Annotated in this window: 12 protein-coding genes and 3 pseudogenes; 12 read left to right on the top strand and 3 right to left on the bottom strand. The window is 68.9% G+C overall.

Annotated features, from left to right (window positions below):
• The first annotated feature begins 10 nt into the window (after positions 1–10).
• The 6 genes from ACWBNA_RS33040 (at position 11) to ACWBNA_RS33015 (ending at position 9,217) form a co-directional block, all read left to right on the top strand.
• Positions 11–976: an AraC-like ligand-binding domain-containing protein gene (locus tag ACWBNA_RS33040; protein ID WP_482708179.1), complete on the top strand. Its 966-nt coding sequence runs from the start codon at positions 11–13 to the stop codon at positions 974–976.
• A 461-nt stretch (positions 977–1,437) separates the two neighbouring features.
• A complete protein-coding gene (locus ACWBNA_RS33035) occupies positions 1,438–2,769 on the top strand; it encodes an MFS transporter (RefSeq protein WP_482708178.1) in 1,332 nt (443 codons plus the stop codon).
• A gap of 272 nt (positions 2,770–3,041) precedes the next feature.
• Positions 3,042–4,574, top strand: a complete 1,533-nt coding sequence (locus ACWBNA_RS33030; RefSeq protein WP_482708177.1) for a GMC family oxidoreductase — start codon at positions 3,042–3,044, stop codon at positions 4,572–4,574.
• On the top strand, positions 4,571–6,007 hold the full coding sequence (locus tag ACWBNA_RS33025) for an aldehyde dehydrogenase family protein (RefSeq protein ID WP_482708176.1): 1,437 nt from the start codon (positions 4,571–4,573) through the stop codon (positions 6,005–6,007). The genes ACWBNA_RS33030 and ACWBNA_RS33025 overlap by 4 nt, the downstream gene beginning before the upstream one ends.
• 178 nt (positions 6,008–6,185) lie before the next feature.
• Positions 6,186–7,697, top strand: a complete 1,512-nt coding sequence (locus ACWBNA_RS33020; protein ID WP_482708175.1) for a carboxylesterase/lipase family protein — start codon at positions 6,186–6,188, stop codon at positions 7,695–7,697.
• 560 nt (positions 7,698–8,257) lie between these two features.
• Complete coding sequence (locus tag ACWBNA_RS33015) at positions 8,258–9,217, top strand: NADP-dependent oxidoreductase (RefSeq protein WP_482708262.1); 960 nt, start codon at positions 8,258–8,260, stop codon at positions 9,215–9,217.
• A 272-nt stretch (positions 9,218–9,489) separates the two neighbouring features.
• On the opposite strand, the gene ACWBNA_RS33010 is transcribed toward ACWBNA_RS33015, so the two are convergent.
• On the bottom strand, positions 9,490–9,714 hold the full coding sequence (locus ACWBNA_RS33010) for a hypothetical protein (RefSeq protein ID WP_482708174.1): 225 nt from the start codon (positions 9,712–9,714) through the stop codon (positions 9,490–9,492).
• Between the two features lie 510 nt (positions 9,715–10,224).
• Between ACWBNA_RS33010 and ACWBNA_RS33005 the strand changes: the two genes are divergently transcribed.
• From ACWBNA_RS33005 to ACWBNA_RS32995, 3 genes and pseudogenes are all read left to right on the top strand, one after another.
• Positions 10,225–11,040, top strand: coding sequence for an oxidoreductase (locus tag ACWBNA_RS33005; protein WP_482708261.1), 816 nt, complete (start codon positions 10,225–10,227; stop codon positions 11,038–11,040).
• A 940-nt stretch (positions 11,041–11,980) separates the two neighbouring features.
• A pseudogene (locus tag ACWBNA_RS33000) lies at positions 11,981–12,166 on the top strand (PaaI family thioesterase); the annotation flags it as partial.
• 176 nt (positions 12,167–12,342) lie between these two features.
• Positions 12,343–12,933, top strand: coding sequence for a TetR/AcrR family transcriptional regulator (locus ACWBNA_RS32995; RefSeq protein ID WP_482708173.1), 591 nt, complete (start codon positions 12,343–12,345; stop codon positions 12,931–12,933).
• 45 nt (positions 12,934–12,978) lie between these two features.
• On the opposite strand, the pseudogene ACWBNA_RS32990 reads toward ACWBNA_RS32995, so the two are convergent.
• A pseudogene (locus ACWBNA_RS32990) lies at positions 12,979–13,893 on the bottom strand (IS982 family transposase).
• A gap of 85 nt (positions 13,894–13,978) precedes the next feature.
• Entirely contained in the window at positions 13,979–14,917 is a 939-nt protein-coding gene (locus ACWBNA_RS32985) for a MerR family transcriptional regulator (RefSeq protein WP_482708260.1), read from the bottom strand.
• Positions 14,918–15,238: 321 nt separating this feature from the next.
• On the opposite strand from ACWBNA_RS32985, the gene ACWBNA_RS32980 reads away from it, so the two are divergent.
• From ACWBNA_RS32980 to ACWBNA_RS32970, 3 genes and pseudogenes are all read left to right on the top strand, one after another.
• On the top strand, positions 15,239–15,676 hold the full coding sequence (locus ACWBNA_RS32980) for a hypothetical protein (RefSeq protein ID WP_482708172.1): 438 nt from the start codon (positions 15,239–15,241) through the stop codon (positions 15,674–15,676).
• A 164-nt stretch (positions 15,677–15,840) separates the two neighbouring features.
• Positions 15,841–16,425 (top strand): GtrA domain-containing protein, encoded by a 585-nt coding sequence (locus tag ACWBNA_RS32975; protein WP_482708171.1) that lies wholly within the window; start codon positions 15,841–15,843, stop codon positions 16,423–16,425.
• Positions 16,422–17,335, top strand: a pseudogene (locus ACWBNA_RS32970) (IS5 family transposase); the annotation flags it as partial. The gene ACWBNA_RS32975 and the pseudogene ACWBNA_RS32970, both read left to right, overlap by 4 nt.
• Positions 17,336–17,412: the final 77 nt, after the last annotated feature.

Genomic DNA, 17,412 nt, shown 5'->3' with positions numbered 1-17,412 from the left:
GAGGAGACCCATGCCCTCGATGACGACCCCGTCGGACGACACCTCCGCAGGACGCTTCGAGTTCTGGCGAGAAGTGGTCGGCCAGAGTTTCGTGCCGCTGGAAGCGCTGCCGCGCGAGGTTCCCGACTTCCGTGCCTCCCTGCACACCGCCCAGCTCGGCGCGGTGCAGGTGTCTGTCGTGGCCGCGGACCCGCACGGCGTCGCCCACACCCGTAGGCACATCACCTCCGACCCGGCCGATTTCGTCAAGGTGGGTCTTCAGCTGGCCGGGCAGTGCATGCTGACCCAGGCGGACCGCCAGGCCCTGCTCAAGCCGGGCGAGCTGGCCATCTACGACACCCGGCACCCGTACACACTCGACTTCGACCAGCCGTACCGCACCCTCGTGCTGATGTTCCCGCGGGTCATGCTCCGGCTGCCCGAGCGCGACCTGACCCGCATGATCGCCACCACCGTGTCGTGCAGCGACGGACTGGGGCCCGTGGTGCATCCGTTCCTGCGCGGACTGGCCGGGCAGGTGCGGCAACTGGACGCTCTCGGCACGCAGCGGCTCGCGGACAGCGTGGTCGACCTGGTCGGCGCGATGCTCTCGGACCGGTGCGCCGTGCACGTGACGCAGCAGGACGACGGGCGGGAGCTGCTGGCCCGGCGGATCCTCACGTACATGGAGCAGCGGCTCTCCGACCCGGGGCTCGGCCCCGACCGCATCGCGGCCGCCCACCACATCTCGCGGCGCTTCCTCTACAAGCTGCTGGCCGAGCGGGGATACACGGTCTCGGGCTGGCTCCGGGAGCGTCGCCTCGCCGAGTGCCTGCGCGACCTCGCGGACCCCGCGCTCGCCCATATGCCCGTCGCCACCGTCGGAAGCCGCTGGGGCTTTCCCGATCCCGCCCACTTCAGCCACGCCTTCAAGAGCGCCTACGGCATGAGCCCGTCGGAGGCACGCGGAGCCGGGCGCACGGCGCTGGGCGCTTAGGGGGCTTTGGATCATGCCCGGGCCGGTCGCGCGGCGGCCTGGCACCGCAGCGCACCGCGTTGCCGAAAAGCCCTGGTGTCCGCGCTGCCAGGGCTCTCCGGCGTCTTGCCTCGCTGCTCTTTTGCTGCCTGTCGTCATACGTCCCGAACGCGGCCGGATCTGCCGATCGTGCCCGCCCCAGCAAGGGCCGGTGCACCATCACGCAAGCCGGAGCGGGTCCCCGAGGTGCACCCTCCGGTCGTGAGAGAGAGCCGCACACTCCTCACGGGCCCGCCTTGCGGGCGCCAGTGAGCGGCTTACGCAGGAACATCCACAGACACAGGAACGGGCTGACGTCCCGACTTCCCCCAGGGCCGAAGAGCGTCACCGCGCTGATCGACAGCCCCGCCCTGTCTCTTCTCCCCACGGCACTCTCCCTTCCTGCCTCTCCGGCTCCCGCTCATCCGACGAATGAGGCACTCATGCTGAGAAAGCGATCCGCCGCGTCCCCTCCGCTCAGCGGCGCCGGCCCCGACGCCCGCCGCTACGAGAACAAGCTGCTCGTCATCCTTTTCCTGGGCTTCGGCCTCGTCTTCTTCGACCGGCAGGCACTCTTCTTCCTCGTCCCCTTCATCAGCAAGGACGTCCCCCTCTCGAACACCGCCCTGGGCACGCTCGCCGGAGTCCTCGCGCTGACCTGGGCCCTGTCCGGAATGATCTCCGGACGCCTGTCCGACCGGCTCGGCCGTCGCAAGCCCGTGATCATCATCGCGGTGGTGCTCTTCTCCTGCCTCTCGGCGTCGAGCGGGCTGGTCACCGGATTCGCCGCGCTCCTGGGAGCCAGGGCACTGATGGGGCTGGCGGAAGGCGCCGTACTGCCGGCGTCGCAGTCCCTGATGGTGGAAGCGTCACAGGAACACCGGCGAGGGCTGAACATGGGCCTGCTGCAGGGGTCCTCGGCCGGACTGCTGGGCGGCATCCTCTGCCCGCTCGTGGTGGTGTGGATCGCCACGCAGTACACCTGGCGACTGGCGTTCGGCATCACCATCGTCCCGGGCCTGCTGCTCGCCCTGTGGATCTGGCGGTCGGTACGCGAGGAACCGCCGGGTGGCCCTGTGATGACGGAACCCGTGGCGGAACCCGTGGATGCCGCGGCCAAGCCGAGCATCGGAAGCATCCTCCGGCAGCGCAACATCATCCTCTGCGTGCTGATCGCCTGCGCGTACATGACCTGGTTCTTCGTCATCATCACGTTCGCGCCGGTCTACATGACCTCGGTCAAGGGCTTCTCACCCGCGACGATGAGCGGCGTCGTGACCTGCCTCGGGGTGGCGTGGGTCGTGTGGGGCTTCGTCACACCGGGGGTCTCGGACCGGTTCGGCCGCAAGAACACGCTGATCGTCTTCACGGTGATGGCCGCGCTCTGCCCCCTGGCCGTGGTGTATGTGAGCAGCCCCGTGGTGCTCGGCGCGGTGGTCGTGCTCACGTACACGGGTCTCGGCTGCTTCACCCTGTTCATGGCGACCATCCCCGCGGAGACCGTCCCCCGCGGCGCGCTGGCGACCGCCCTGGGCCTGGTGATGGGCATCGGTGAGCTCGCCGGCGGTTTCCTCGCTCCGGTGATCGCCGGGTGGGCCTCGGACAACTGGGGGCTTCAGACGGCCATGTACATCTCGGCGGCGGGTGCCGGGCTGGTCGTCCTGCTCGCGCTCGGTCTGAAGGAGACGGCTCCCGCCGTCCTGCGCAGGAAGGACGCGGCGGCGGTTCGCGCCGACGCTGCGGAGCGAACCACAAGCGAAGCCGCCGTGTCCTGACTCGCCCCCTGTCTGCGACTCCCGCGACGGGCCAGGACCACCTCGGTGGTCCTGGCCCGTCGCGTGCTGCCTCGGACCAGCCGTTCACCCGCGCGGTCCGGCCCGGCCGCCCACCGAAGCTGCCAGGTCGCCCCCCAAGGCCTGCACGGGCAACGTGCGCCCGGCCACAGGGCCGGTGCGTCCGCCCGTACACAGCCGTTTGTGCCCGCCTCCGCAACAGCCCGTGCACGACGGCACAAGCGGGCGACCCGTTGGCCTGTGACCCTCCCGTCATGCGAGCAACACACACCGTTTACGACCACATCGTGGTGGGCGCCGGCTCCGGCGGCTGTGCCCTCACCCGCAGACTCGTGGACGCCGGCCGGACCGTCCTGCTGATCGAGGTGGGCGACCGGGACGACAACCCGGCCATCCACGACCCCGGGCGCCTGTGGGAGCTGTGGAACTCCCCGCAGGACCACGCGTACACCACCGAACGCCAACTGCACGCCTCCGGAACCCAGGTCTTCTGGCCGCGCGGCAAGGTCCTCGGCGGCTCCAGCGCCCTGAACGGCATGATCTACGTCCGAGGCAACCGGGCCGACTACGACAGCTGGGCCTACCAGGGAGCTGCGGGCTGGTCGTACGACGAGGTGCTGCCGTACTTCAAACGCTCGGAGGACTTCGAGGACGGCGCGTCGTATTACCACGGGGCCGGCGGCCCGCTGCCCGTCAGCCGGAACCACTCCCCGAACCCGGTGACCACCGCCTTCATGGAGGCCTGCCAGGACTACGGGATCGCGTACAACGACGACTGCAACGGCCAGGACCAGCTCGGCGTGAACCTGCTGCACCGCAACATCCGCGACGGCAAGCGCGTCAGCGCGTGGACCGCCTTCGTGGAGCCGGTGCTCGACAGTGCGCTGCTGACAGTGATGACCGGCACGGCGGTCACGCGAGTCCTGGTGGACGGCGGCCGGGCTCAGGGCGTCGAGCTGCTGCGCGAGGGCCGTACGACGGAGATCCGCTGCGAAGGCGACGTGATCCTGTCCGGCGGCACCATCGGATCGGCCCAGCTGCTCCTGCTCAGCGGGATCGGGCCCGCGGACGAGCTGCGGACCCTCGGGATCGGGATGACCGCGGATCTGCCGGGAGTGGGCGCGAACCTGCACGACCACACCCTGGCTCCGGTGGTGTGGGAGTCGGCCAGGCCGGTGCCGCAGGGCACGGCCAACAAACTGGAGGCCCACTACTTCGCCAAGTCCGACCCGGCGCTGTCCGTGCCGGACCTGCAGCCGCTGATGTCTCACGTACCAGTGCCGGTGCCCGACATGAACATCCCGGAAGAGGGCCACGGCTTCTCCGTCCTCGCCGGGACGATCCGTCCGCTCAGCCGGGGCCGCCTGCGGCTGCGCTCGGCCGACCCCACCCAGGCTCCCGCCCTGGACCCTGGCTATTTCTCCGAGCCGTCGGACCTCGCGGCCATGGTGCGGGCCGTGCAGCAGGTGCGGGAGATCGGCGAGGAGAAGTCGCTGGGCGACTGGCGGGCCCGCGAGGTCGCACCCGGACCGTACGTGCGTACGGACGCGGAGGTCGCCGCGTACATCAAGCGGACCCTCCTCAGCTATCACCACCAGGTGGGCACCTGCCGTATGGGCATCGACCGGACGGCGGTCGTCGATCCGCAGCTGCGGGTACACGGCGTGGCCGGGCTGCGCGTCGCAGACGCCTCCGTCATGCCCTCCGTCACCTCCGGCAACACCCACGCACCTGCCGTCATGATCGGCGAGCGCTGCGCCGACCTCATCCTGGGAGCACAGCTGTGACCAATACCCTTTTCATCGGTGGCGAGTGGCAGGCCGCGGCCTCCGGCGCGGAGTTCGAGACCCTGGACCCGGCGACGGGGCAACCCCACGCCCAGGTGTCCCTGGCGGGGACCGCGGACGCCGACGCGGCCGTACGGGCCGCCCGCGCCGCCTTCGAGAACCCGGAGTGGGCGGGACTCACCCCGGCCGCCCGCGCCCGGATCCTGTGGCGCATAGGCGACCTCATCGAAGAACACGCCGAGGAACTGGCCGAGTTGGAGACGGTCGACCAGGGCCAGCCGCTCGGCGTCTCCATGGCGGTCAGCGTCGCCACCGCTGCCGAGCACTTCCGCCACTACGCCGGCTGGGTCACCAAGATCTACGGCGAGACGGCGCCCCTGTCCATCCCCGGCGTGCTGCAGTACACCAAGCGCGAGCCGGTGGGAGTGTGCGCGCTGATCACCCCGTGGAACTTCCCGCTCATGATCGCGAGTTGGAAGATCGCGCCGGCCCTCGCCTGCGGGAACACCGTGATCGTCAAACCCGCGGAACAGACCCCGATGACCACCGTGCGGCTCGTCGAGTTGTGCCGTACGGCCGGTGTGCCGGACGGCGTCGTCAACCTGCTGACCGGTGGTCCCGAGGCCGGCCGGGCTCTCGTGGAGCACCCCGGCGTGGACAAGGTCTCCTTCACCGGTTCGACCGAGATCGGCAGGGAGATCGTCCGGGCTTCCGCAGGCAACCTCAAGCGCGTCTCGCTCGAACTCGGCGGCAAGGCACCGAGCCTCGTACTGCCCGGCGCCGACCTGGACGCGGCCGTGACGGGCTGTCTTCAGGGCGCGCTCCTCAACAGCGGCCAGGTGTGCGCCGCCTACACCCGGTTCCTCGTCCACCGCTCCCTCGCCGACGAGTTCGCCGAACGCTGTGCCAAGGCCGTCAGCGGGATGCGACTCGGCCCGGGCAGCGCGCCCGACACCGAACTCGGCCCCCTGGTCACCGGCGAACACCGTGACCACGTCCACGCACTCGTGCGCAGCGGGGTCGAGGAAGGCGCCCAACTGCTCGCCGGCGGGTCCCCCGTCGACGACCTGCCGGGCTTCTTCTACCAGCCGACCGTGTTCACGGGTGTACGGGACGACATGCGCATCGCCCGCGAGGAGATCTTCGGCCCGGTGCTGTCCGTCCTGCCGTACGACGACGAGGACGAGGCCGTCGCCCGCGCCAACGACACCGAGTACGGCTTGGCGGCGGCCGTATGGACCCGCGACGTGGGCGCGGCGCACCGCGTGGCGGGCTCCATCCGCGCGGGCACGGTGTTCATCAACATGCCCAACCCCGTGGACGCCTCCGCCCCCTGGGGTGGGTTCAAGGCGAGCGGCTGGGGCCGGGAGATGGGCACGGGAGCCATCGACGCGTACACGGAGGTCAAGAGCGTGTGGACCTCGCTCGCCTGAGGTGCCCGCCCGTCGCGGACAGGCGGCTTCCGCGGTTTCGGACCGCACGGTCCGGAGGATGATGCGCGGCCTTTCCGCCTGTCCGTCCAGTCGTCCGCGACCCCGCAGAACCAGCAGCCGACGCCTGGTTCTCGTACCGCGACCGCATGGCGGTCGGTAGAGCTCAGTGAGGAGTGTCGTGACCAGAGAACCGATTCCCGACGTCGCCACCGTGGGGGGCGTCGTGCGCGGCCGCCACGAGGACGGTCTCGCGGTCTTCCGGGGCATCCCGTTCGCCGAACCCCCCGTGGGGAGCTTGCGTTTCGCCGCGCCGCGCCCGGTGCGGCGATGGGAGGGCACGCGCGAGACGTTCGCGTTCGGTCCCCCGCCACCGCAGGAGCCGTTGAGCCCTGCCATACCCACTCCCACGCCCGGAGGAGAGGACTGGCTCACCGTCAATGTCTGGACACCGGATCCGGACCCGGCGGCGAAGCTCCCCGTGATGGTGTGGATCTACGGCGGGGCCTACAAGTTCGGTTCCGTCGACGACCCCGCCTACGATCCCAGCCGGCTCGCCCGTGACGGGAATCTCGTCGTGGTGACCTTCAACCACCGAGTCGGCATGGAGGGATTCGCCCGCATCGAGGGGGCGCCGGCGAACCGCGGACTGCTCGACCAGGTCGCGGCCCTGACATGGGTGCGGGAGAACATCACCGCCTTCGGTGGCGACCCCGGTCAGGTCACCGTGTTCGGCGAATCAGCCGGCGCCGGGTCCGTCGCCGCGCTGCTGGCGATGCCGAGTGCGCGAGGCCTGTTCCGGCGGGCCATCGCACAGAGCGTGCCCGGCACCTTCTTCTCCGACGAGCTGGCCACCGACATCACCACCGCTCTGGCGGGCGAACTCGGACTGCGGCCCACGGTGAGCGACCTCTCGGCGGTGGATCCGCACAAACTCCCTGGGGTGGGGGCTGCCCTCGGCGCCCGGATGAGTCAGTACGCGGACCGCTGGGGACCGGTCGCGCACACGCTGACGGCCTACTCGCCCGTGGTCGACGGAGAAGTCCTGCCGACCGCACCGTGGCAGGCACTCGCCGACGGCGCCGCACGCGAGGTCGAGCTGATCATCGGGCACACCCGCGACGAGTACCGCCTCTTCATGGCACTGGGCGGGCTCCTCGGCCAGGTCGGCGAGGAACTGGCGGCCGCAGCGCTGCACACGTTCGGGCCGGGCGCGGACCCCGGGCACGCCTACCGCACCGCCTTCCCCGATGCTCCGGCGGAGCGCCTCTTCGAGCTCGTCCAGTCCGACTGGCTCTTCCGCATGCCCTCGCTGCACCTCGCGGAAGCCCAGGTGGCGGGTGGCGGCCGGGCACACCTCTACGAACTCACCTGGGCCGCACCGGCGAACGGCGGTGCCCTGGGCGCCTGTCACGCGCTGTGCATCCCGCTCGTGTTCGGTACGTTCGGCGGCCTCGGCGGAGAACTGATCGGCCCCGCGCACCTCGACGAGGCAGACGCCCTTTCGGGTCTGGTCCGCGCCGCCTGGACCTCCTTCGCGGCCACCGGCGATCCGGGCTGGCCCGCCTACGACACCGAGCACCGCCCGACGCGCATCCTCGACACGAAGCCGGTGACCACCACCTACCCGGAGGAAGCCTCCCGCCGCCTCTGGCAAGACCACGTGTTCAACGCGCTTCCGCTGATCACCTGATAAGCCTGACTGACTCCTCCCTGCCGTCGGTCGAGGGGTGGCGGCGACCGTGGATGGCCGGGAACCTGCGTGTCTCCGGATCCAGGTGTGCCCCCGACCGACCGTGGCCGAGTGCCTGGATGGGGGCTCGCCGGGACCCGGGCGGCACCCGAATGTCGTGTCGTCTCACGAGGCGGGTTCGCACGAGCAGACTTGCCGGACGACAGGTCCGGCTACGGCCAGGAGCGGGCCGCACCACAGGCGTTGTAGAGCTGAGCCACGGCACGTGGACACTCTGCCTGCCTCGTGGTCACCGGTGCCTGGCAACCCGGCAGCAGCTGGGGCGCCGCCGACCATGACCGGCTGGGCCGTGTCCGCGTTGAGCGGCGAAGGCCATGCCGGGCGCTGAGCAGCACACCTGAGGCGCCGCCGCCTCGTCAGGCGGTGACTCGTAGATCGCCTTCGCCTGCCTCCGCCCTGGCGCCATGGCGTGATCCCGTCGAAAGTTGGCATTCATGCCATGGCGTCGAGGAGTGACGGGCCGCGACGCTGGACGCATGACGAATCCCGATACCGCCACCATGCGCGCCATCCGCCAGGACACCCACGGTTCCCCCGAGGTACTCAAGGAAGTCGAACTTCCCCTTCCCGAGCCGGGGTTGAGTGAGATCCTTATCGCCGTTCGCGCGGCCGGCGTCAACCCGACCGACTGGTGGAACCGCGCCCAGCCCATGACCGCCAACGGCCTGCCCCTCATCCTGGGCTGGGACGTCTCCGGCGTCGTCGAGGCCGTCGGCGTCGGTGTCACCCTGTTCAAGCCGGGCGACGAGGTCTTCGGGATGCTGCCCTACCCCCACGGGGTCGGCTCCCACGCCGAGTACGTGACCGGCCCGGCCCGCGCCTTCGTCCACAAGCCCGCCGGTATCGACCACGTTCAGGCCGGCGCTCTGCCGCTCGCGGCCCTGACCGCCTACCAGGCACTCGTCGACACCGCCGATGTCCAGCCCGGGCAGCGCGTCTTCATCCACGCGGCGGCCGGCGGTGTCGGCCATCTCGCCGTCCAGATCGCCAAGTCGCGTGGCGCCTACGTCATCGGCACCGCCAGTGCCGCCAAGCACGACTTCCTGCGTTCCCTGGGAGTGGACGAGGCCATCGACTACCACACGGTCGACTTCACCGAGGCCGTCAAGGACGTCGACGTGGTCCTCGACTCGGTCTCCTTGGACGCCGCCGGCCGCGCCCGCTCCCTCGCCGTCCTGCGCCCGGGCGGCACCCTCGTCTCGATCCTTCCGGTGGCACCCGTCGGCCCCGACGAGACGGCCGACTTCGGCGAGCGGGGCGTCCGCTTCGAGAGTCTCCTCGTCGAGGCGGACCGCGCGGGCATGCAAGCCATCGCCGACCTCGTCGAGACCGGCGCCCTGCGCGTCCACATCGAGGCCACCTTCCCGCTCGCCGAGGCCGCCAGGGCCCACGCCCTGGGGGAGACCGGCCGTACCACCGGCAAGATCGTGCTGACTGTGGAGGGAGCTGGGAAGGCGTAGAGGGGGTCGGCCATGTCCCACACACGACCATGTTCCGCCCGCCTCTGGCGGGCGTCGACCTGCTCGGCGGACAGGTGCGGTCCTGGGGCCTCCACCCGGCCGGAGCCCGGGGCGACTCGGCCGACTACCTCGGTTGACGCTTCGTAAGCAGTGTCACTGATTGCGTTCCCCAGGTGAGCCACCTGTCACCTTCTCAGCGGTGAACGGCCGAGTTTGTGGATTCGGCCGTTCACCGCTTGTCGCGCTCCCGACTCCCCCCTGCGACCTGACGGTCACGGGTCGTATCTCCCCACGGTCCGGCCTGGCCGGTGCGGGGACCGGTGTGGTGACGAACACCCACGCCGAGCGTGCACGGTTGCGCACGTTGACCCCGGCGACGGCATCGGCGGGCCCAGCGAGGCCGCACCGGCAACAACAGAAGTGATCCCGGGTGGGCCGGTTGGCCGCTCGGTGTGCCCGCGTCGCGGGCAGCGCTGCGAGGTGTAAGCCGGATCCACTTCCAGGAACGGCACCCCGGCCCGGCGGGCCTTGTCGGCGAGGTGCTATCCGAGCCGGAGTTGCTGGGGGAGCAGGGCCCGGCCGGGCCTTCGTTCTGGCGTCGGCCACGACCACCGCAAGCGGCTGCCCGACGCGATCGGCAACCCCGCCGGGACGCCCCTCTCGCCCACCGTCGACAGGCCGCCGGGGAAGGGTACGGCGCCGCGAAGAACAGGAAGCCGCGGCACTCGAAGCCCGGCGCCCTGTTTGTGCGGACTGTGGGCGCAGGTTCAGCGACGACCGATTTCGCACGGTGTCCGGATCACCTCTCTCGCGTGTCCTCGTAGACGGCAGAGGTGCGGTGGGTGACGAGTGCGGGGCCGACGGCCGTGGGCTCGAGTCCGCGGCGGCCAGGGACGTGCATGGCCGAGCAGGTGCGGAATGCCGGAGAGCGTGATCAGGATTGCGCTGAGCAGAAACCCATGGCAGTATGGTCGTACTACAAAGATAGTCAGCTTCAGGAGGCAGTGATGACATCAAATCGGCCGGTGGCACTCGTGACGGGCGCGTCCTCGGGTCTCGGCAAGGCGACAGCGCAAGCACTCGCCAAGGCGGGGTTCGAGGTGGTCGGGACGAGCCGGAAGACGTCGGGGAGTACTCCTGGCAACGGTGTGACGTTCCTCGCCCTCGACGTGACCAGCGACGACTCGGTGAACAGCGTCGTCCAGCAGGTGATCGAGCGGTTCGGGCGGATCGATGTTCTGGTCAACAATGCCGGGCTTGGCATCAACGGCGCCGCCGAGGAAGTCTCCGTCGCTCAGGCGCAGCGCGTGTTCGATGTGAACGTCTTCGGCCTCATGCGCATGACCAAGGCCGTCCTGCCGCACATGCGCGGCCGAGGCCACGGACGCGTCATCAACATCTCCTCCTTGGGTGGGTTCGTCGGCAACCCCTTCATGTCCGTCTACGTCGCGACCAAGCATGCGGTCGAGGGCTACTCCGAATCCCTGGACCACGAGGTCCGCGAGTACGGCGTTCGGGTCCTGCGCGTCCAGCCCGGCCCTCTCAACACCCCGTTCGACACGAATTCGGTGGAGGCTGACACTCCTGTACCGGTATACGCCCGCCAACGGGCCATCTATGACGAGGTGACGCAGGAGCAGCTCAGGGGCGGCGACGATCCCGCCGCCATCGCCAAGGTGGTCGTCCGGGCGGCTACCGCCCAGAAGCCGAAGCTGAGCTATCCCGCCGGCTCGCTTGCCCCACGTCTCAAGGTGCTGCGCCGTATCGTCCCCGCCGGGACCTTCGACAAGCAAGTGCGCAAATTCAATCGGATGACCGCCTGAGCCACGGGCCGGGTGCCAGTGTCTGGGTCGATCGGCTCGCGCCTGGGAACGATCACGCTGCACGTTGACGTCGCGCGCCCTCGGCGCGGGGTCATTGTCCGTGGCCAGGTGCAGACTGAAACGGGTGAGTGCTTACGTCTGGGATTACGGCGGGCCGATATCGCGGGCATCCCCATTCCTCGCTGACACCACAAGGGCGTCGTCGATTATGCGAACGTGTGGGCGTTGGGCGTCCGATCGCGTCGCACGTCGCCGCTGAGGCCGGGATATCCGGCCGCTGTCTGGCGGAGTGGTGAGCCCGCCGGCAAGCCCGCGGCGAAGAGAGTCTGCTGGATCGCTCCTCCCGGCCGCCGGCAACCCCGGCCGGAGCCGAGAGAACATCGCGAACCTGGTAGAAGCGTTGCGGCGGCAGACCATGCACGGACCCGCTCGCTCCGCTGTCGGCCTCAAGCGGCTGCATGGCGTCAAGGTCGCGCCAGCCACCGTGCACCGCATTCTCGTGCGGCGAGGACCAAATCCAATCCCTCGATGGCGCAGACACCGGAGGGCGCCCTCCACATCGCCTACACCTGTATCGACGTGAAGCGCCGTCAGCTCCAACAGCAGGGGCGATCAGGGTGCCAACCGTCGCGCCGAACGCGCTGTCACTCGACAAGAGCAGGTCAGGCCCGCTCTCATTTTCAACTCCGTGAACTCAAGCTGCTTCGACGAGCAGGTCAGAGGACTTGTCGACTCTCGTTGTCAGTCGCGTCCGCCAGGAGACCTCGTGGCTCGCGAGGCGATGATGCTCGCCGCGACCCGGGCCGGCATCGCCTTCTCCAACTCCAGCTGGTGCTCGTGCACGGCATGAGCCGTCCGATCGGCGCTCCTTTCACGTCGCCCACGGTCTGTCGAACGCGATGCTCTTTCCCGGGGGACAGCCTTCTCCGGGCTGTCCTCGGAGGTGGAGCCCGGCAGGGCGGTTTTCTCGCTGACACCGGGCGAGGAGCACTGCGACCCGATCGGCAGCGTCCACGGCGGCATCCTCGCCCCCTGTCCGACTCGGCGGCGGGCTGCGCCGTCCAAATCCACCCTTCCGCAGGGTATGGCGTACACCTCGCTCCATCTGACCGTGAGGTTCCTGCGACTGCCCACACGATGAAGGCCCGTCGCTCGCCCGTCGCCCTTGCCGCAGGGGGCAACTGGCGACGAGGTGGCCGGCCGTCGTCCCCGTCGACCCTTTGAATTACGTTCGCAATACCATAGAATGGTGAAGTAAGTGAAGGCCAACCGGTCCTTTCGATCGGCGATGGAGGGCGTTCTGTGGTGCGGTACGGAAAAGAGCACAAGTCGGAGACGAGGCGGCGGATCATCGAGACGGCGGGCCGCCGGTTCAAGCGAGACGGTATCGACGGCTCGGGGGTCTCGACGCTCATGAAGGACGCGGGGCTGACCAATGGGGCCTTCTACGCTCACTTCGAATCCAAGGATGACCTCGTCACCACGGCAATCGCCGATCAGCTGAAGGCGCAGGCCGAGAGCGTCGTCGCGCGGGCCGCGCCTGGCCGTGCCGGACTCGAGCAGATTGTGCGGGGATACCTGTCGCCCCTGCACCGGGACAGCCTTGGCGACGGCTGCCCCAACGCCGCTCTGCTCGACGAGATCGGGCGCTGCACCGACACAACCAGGCAGGCGTACACCGACGGCGTGCTGGTCCTCATCGACGGCATTGCCGCCCGCATGGCGCCCGAGGCCCCGTCCTCAGCGCGTGTGAAGGCGCTCAGCCTCCTCGGCCTGATGGCCGGGACACTACAGCTCTCGCGCGCCTTGACCGACAGTCAACTCGCCCATGAACTGCTTGATCAGGGGATAAACAACGCTCTCGCCCTGCTGGACACCTGGCAGTGTGTCTGACGCACCGCATCCCTAGATGAATGAGTCCAAGAGGTGTTGTTGCGGTCAGTGATCGTAGGCCGTGAGTGATCGCTTGATGGGCTGTCCAGTTTGGTCGTTGTGCCAGATCGCCGCTGTGAGGGCGAGGATCCGGCACAAGACCCGGGCTGACACCCCTGCAGGGCTCTTGCCGCCGTATCGTTCCAGGTTGAGCTGCCCCTTGAAGGTCTGATTGATCGACTCGATGACCTGCCGCAGCGGTTTGAACAGGTGTGACCCGGCCGGCTCGGCTTCCCCCTTGCGGGCTGGCCGCAGCAGCTTCAGGTGACGCTCGGCAAGGCCGTGCTCGAACTCGCGGCCGAAGTAGTTCTTGTCCCCGATGATCGTCTGCGCGGGGTGAGCGGCGAGGACGTCTGGCGCGGTATCGAGCATGTCGCGCAGCGTTTCGCGCTCGTCCGCCTTGGCCCCGGTGAGTGCGAACAGGACCGGCAGTCCGCCGAGTGTGCACACCAGGTGCAGCCGCAGCCCCCAGAAGTATCGCGAGTGTGATGCGCAGTAGCCGTACTGGGCCCAGCCTGCCAGGTCCGAGCGTTTGGCCGTCTCACGGGAGCAACGCAGCCGACCGGTGTGGAGTCGACCAGCCACACATCGTCGCTCCACAGTGAGGTCTCGCGGGCCACGATCCGGATCATGCTGGTGAGCAGTGAGAACGCGGCGCGCAGCCGCTTGTTGTAGCCGGACTGCTGGGGCAGGTAGGGAAACAGGTGGCCGAAGTCCCGCCCGACGCGGCGAAGCCGGCGCCGCTCAGAGGTGTATCCGAGCAGCGCCGACATGATCGCGAGCGTGATCAGCTCGGCGTCACTGAGCGTGGGCGTGATTCCGACGGCAGGCCGCCACGGCGCCAGCCACGGTGAAAGCCTTCAACTCGTCGTCAATCCGGGCCTGGAGTGCCGTTGCGAGGGTGTCCAGGTCGTTAGTCACACATCGACGTTGGACGCCCTCGTCTCATGTCCGCAGGCGATCCTCTGGACTCATTCAGGGATCCGGGGCGTGCCCACTGCGGTGACTATGCGTCACGGTCATTTCGCAGGGCCTGGATGAGCCAGGGGTACACCGGGATCAGGTTCGGTACTACCTGCCAGCCGTTGACGATCCACACCAGCCGCCAGTACCGGTCCACCCTGGGATCGTGCGCCTCTTCGAACTGTTGCGCCATCCAGTCCCGGAATTCCGTGTCAGGGGTGCGCGCGAGCACCTCGGCGAAGCGGTGCACGAGGTCATCGATGACGGGTGCGCCCCTGTCGCTGAGCGGGTCGATGCCCGACTCCATGGCCTCGGCCACCTTCTGACGGGTGAATTCCATCAGTTCCTCGCCGGCATCGCATTCGATGTCGAGCGGGCGCCCGGCGGCCTGTCGTACGGCCGTCCGGCGCATCCGGGCACGGAAATCCTCGTCGCCGACCAGCTCGGCGAGCTCCACCCACGCGGCGACCTGCTCGCTGGTCGGATCATCGGGGAGGTCGGGAGTGGCAGCGCGAACCATGGCCACCGCGGTCGGGTCGGCATCCACTGTGCCGAAGGTGCCGTCCACGAAATCGTCGATCAAACGTCGGCGTTCCTCGCCGGACAACTGCGTGAGCCGGTGCATGAGCTTGGTCTCCTCGGGACTGGACCCGCGTCTGGCCACGACTCGCAGAACGCTCCGACGCAATTGCAGCACCCGGATCTGGACGTCCATGGCGTCGGCGTGCGCCGCGGCGACCTCCGCAACCGACAGCTCGCGGTCCAGTACCCGTTGAATCGTGGCCAGGTCCATGCCCAGCTCGCGCAGTGTGCGCAGGAGCTCCAGACGAAGCAGTGCGTCGAGGTCGTAGAGCCGATAACCGGCGGGACTACGGGTGGTCGGCGCTACCACCCCCGAATCGGAGTAGAACCGGATGGTCCTCACAGACAAGCCGGTCCGCCGGGAAAGCTCCCCGATCGAGTAGAGGGTCGTAACGTCCATGTCCCCCACTCTGCTGTCTCCACTCACTGGAGACTCAAGGCCATTCCCCAGCCGGGCCCCGACCCAGACGTTCACCGAGTCGCTGAATCATGCGTCGCGTGCTCTCCGCTGACCTCCAAAATGAAACGGGCACGCCTTGCACGTGCTGGGCGGGCGATGGCAACGACATGCGACACCACTCGCTGGCGGCCTACCGCTACGAGCCCTTGGACTCATAGTGCTGATCGTCGGCACCGTACTGGCAGCCACCAAGCGCTTCCTGCTGTGGCTGATCACCGGCCGGGTGTTGCAAGGCACCGCCCCGCGATCTTCTCCCTCACCTTGTTCATCCTGAGCGAAGAGGCCCGCTCGCAGAGGCTTCCGGCGGCGCTGGCGATGGCCAGTGGAGCGTTCGCCTTCGGCAGTGGCATCCCCTGGTCGCCGCCGGTCTGCTCACAGTGGGCTCCCCTCGACTACCGCAGCGTGTTCCGGTTGGCCATCGGGCTCGCCCTCATCGTCGTCATCGCTGTCCTGACCCTTGTGCTGGCCACCCGTCACACCAACGGTGGCCGAATCGACATCCTTGGCACCCTCATCCTCGTCGCGACTCTCGCGCTGCTTCTGCTGCCGATCGCCACCGACACCGATGGGGCTGGTCCTGACTGCACGATCGGCTGCTTCGCCGGTGCCGCCGCCATGAGTGCCGTATGGGTGCTGGTCGAGCGGCAGGTGTCAGAGTCGCTGGTCGACATGCGGTTGTTCACTCACCCAAACATGTGAGTACGGTCATAATCCCAAGTTTGGTCAGACCCTTGTCCGCACGCCCACGCCCTGCTTATTGTCGTACGGTCGTAATGTCAAAGTTCAACGAGCGTGCGAGCGTAGCGGCCTGCGAAGCCGCTGGCCAAGAGGCCCAGCAGCACTCTCAGTCGAAAGGGACCGCCATGAAGGCGCTGGTCTTGCCAAAGGCGACGCCAGGGGCAGCGGACGAGGCGTGGGATGCAGAACGGGCGGACGCCGAAACGGCGGCGGCACGACGGAACCCGGGCGCCTCTGGCCCCCTCGCCTCGTTCGCCCGGTTCGTCCTGTTCGGCGGTGGTGTCGGGGTCGCGTCCAGCGCCGCCGTGGCCGGGCTCGCCGGACTGATGCCCTGGGCTGTGGCGAATGTTCTGATCACCGTCGCCTCGACTCTCCTCAGTACAGAGCTCCACGCACGCTTCACCTTCGGCGCGGGGCATGCCGGATGGCGCCAGCACTGGCAGTCCGCGGGGTCGGCCACAGCCGCCTATGTGGTGACCTCCACCGCGGTGCTCGTCCTGCACCTCGTGCAGCCGTCGGCCGGAGCGCTCTACGAGCAGGTCGTCTACCTCACCGCCGCCGGGCTCGCCGGTATCGGGCGATTCCTGGTGCTGCGTGTCTTCGTCTTCGCCCGTGGCCGGACCCGGACCGTGGTGCGGGTCGCGAGTCCGGCGCCGGCACGGGAAACGGGTGCCAAGGTGTCCCTGCCCTTCCCGGTACCGGCACTGTGAGCAAACCGTCCGACAGTCTGCCTTGCCGGTGGCGGTCGACTCCCGTGGGAGCTCTGGAGGTCCCGCAGCCGAACGTCCTCAGCCGTAGGGCGAGGTGGGTACCGAGTCGGAAAACCAGGGCGTCCATCACCTGTGCACTGAGGCGGCGGTCGGGCGCGACGGCTAGGCCGTTTCGTTTGGATCATCTGATCGTTGGTCCGGGTGTGCCGTTGACTGACGCGCAGTGGGCGCGGATCGAGCCGTTGCTCCCGGACCGAACGCCGAGGCGGGGTGGTCGGTGGCGTGACCACCGTGAGGTGATCGACGCGATCGCCTTCAAGTTCCAGACCGGAACCCAATGGGTCCACCTGCCGGAGAAATACGGCAACTGGCGCGGCATCTACAACCGGCTGCGAATGTGGGCAGTCGACGGCACCTGGGAGCGAGTGTTCACCGCGCTGATGGCTCAGGCCGACGCCGACGAAGACCTCAACTGGGCCGTCTCGGTGGACTCCACCATCGTGCGCGCTCACCAGCACGCGGCCGGGGCTCGTAAAAGGGGGCCCCGCTCGGCGAACCGGACGATCACGCCATCGGCCGGTCCCGCGGCGGACTGACCACGAAGATCCACCTGGTGGCCGACGGCCGTTGCCGGCCTCTGGCGTTCGTCCTGACCGCAGGGCAGGCCGGTGACGCGCCTGCCTTCGAGCAGGTCATGGCCCGCCTGCGAGTGCCCCGGCAGCGTGCTCGGCCTCGCACCACCCCCGACGTCGTCCTGGCCGACAAGGCGTACTCCTCCCGTGCCATCCGCAAGCACCTGCGCAAGCGCGGAATTCGTGCGGTCATCCCTGTTCCGGCCGATCAGCAGGCACACCGCCTTCGACGGGGCAGCCGGGGCGGCAGGCCGCCCGCCTTCGACCGCGAGACCTACTGTCCAGGTACTCGTGTGAGTGCACCACCGAGTACGAAGTTATGTGCACCACTCGTTAGGCCACGTCGGTCTCCCGC

It is taken from the genome of Streptomyces sp. Q2, from assembly GCF_056820935.1.
The sequence above is the reverse complement of the archived record's forward strand: the minus strand, read 5'-3'. Positions and strand labels throughout refer to the sequence as shown.

Bases quoted from the DNA above. Each gene is read 5' to 3' on its own strand.
- ACWBNA_RS33040 (WP_482708179.1), top strand. From the start codon at position 11: ATGCCCTCGATGACGACCCCGTCGGACGACACCTCCGCAGGACGCTTC.
- ACWBNA_RS33035 (WP_482708178.1), top strand. From the start codon at position 1,438: ATGCTGAGAAAGCGATCCGCCGCGTCCCCTCCGCTCAGCGGCGCCGGC.
- ACWBNA_RS33030 (WP_482708177.1), top strand. From the start codon at position 3,042: ATGCGAGCAACACACACCGTTTACGACCACATCGTGGTGGGCGCCGGC.
- ACWBNA_RS33015 (WP_482708262.1), top strand. From the start codon at position 8,258: ATGCGCGCCATCCGCCAGGACACCCACGGTTCCCCCGAGGTACTCAAG.
- ACWBNA_RS33005 (WP_482708261.1), top strand. From the start codon at position 10,225: ATGACATCAAATCGGCCGGTGGCACTCGTGACGGGCGCGTCCTCGGGT.
- ACWBNA_RS32985 (WP_482708260.1), bottom strand. From the start codon at position 14,917: ATGGACGTTACGACCCTCTACTCGATCGGGGAGCTTTCCCGGCGGACC.
- ACWBNA_RS32975 (WP_482708171.1), top strand. From the start codon at position 15,841: ATGAAGGCGCTGGTCTTGCCAAAGGCGACGCCAGGGGCAGCGGACGAG.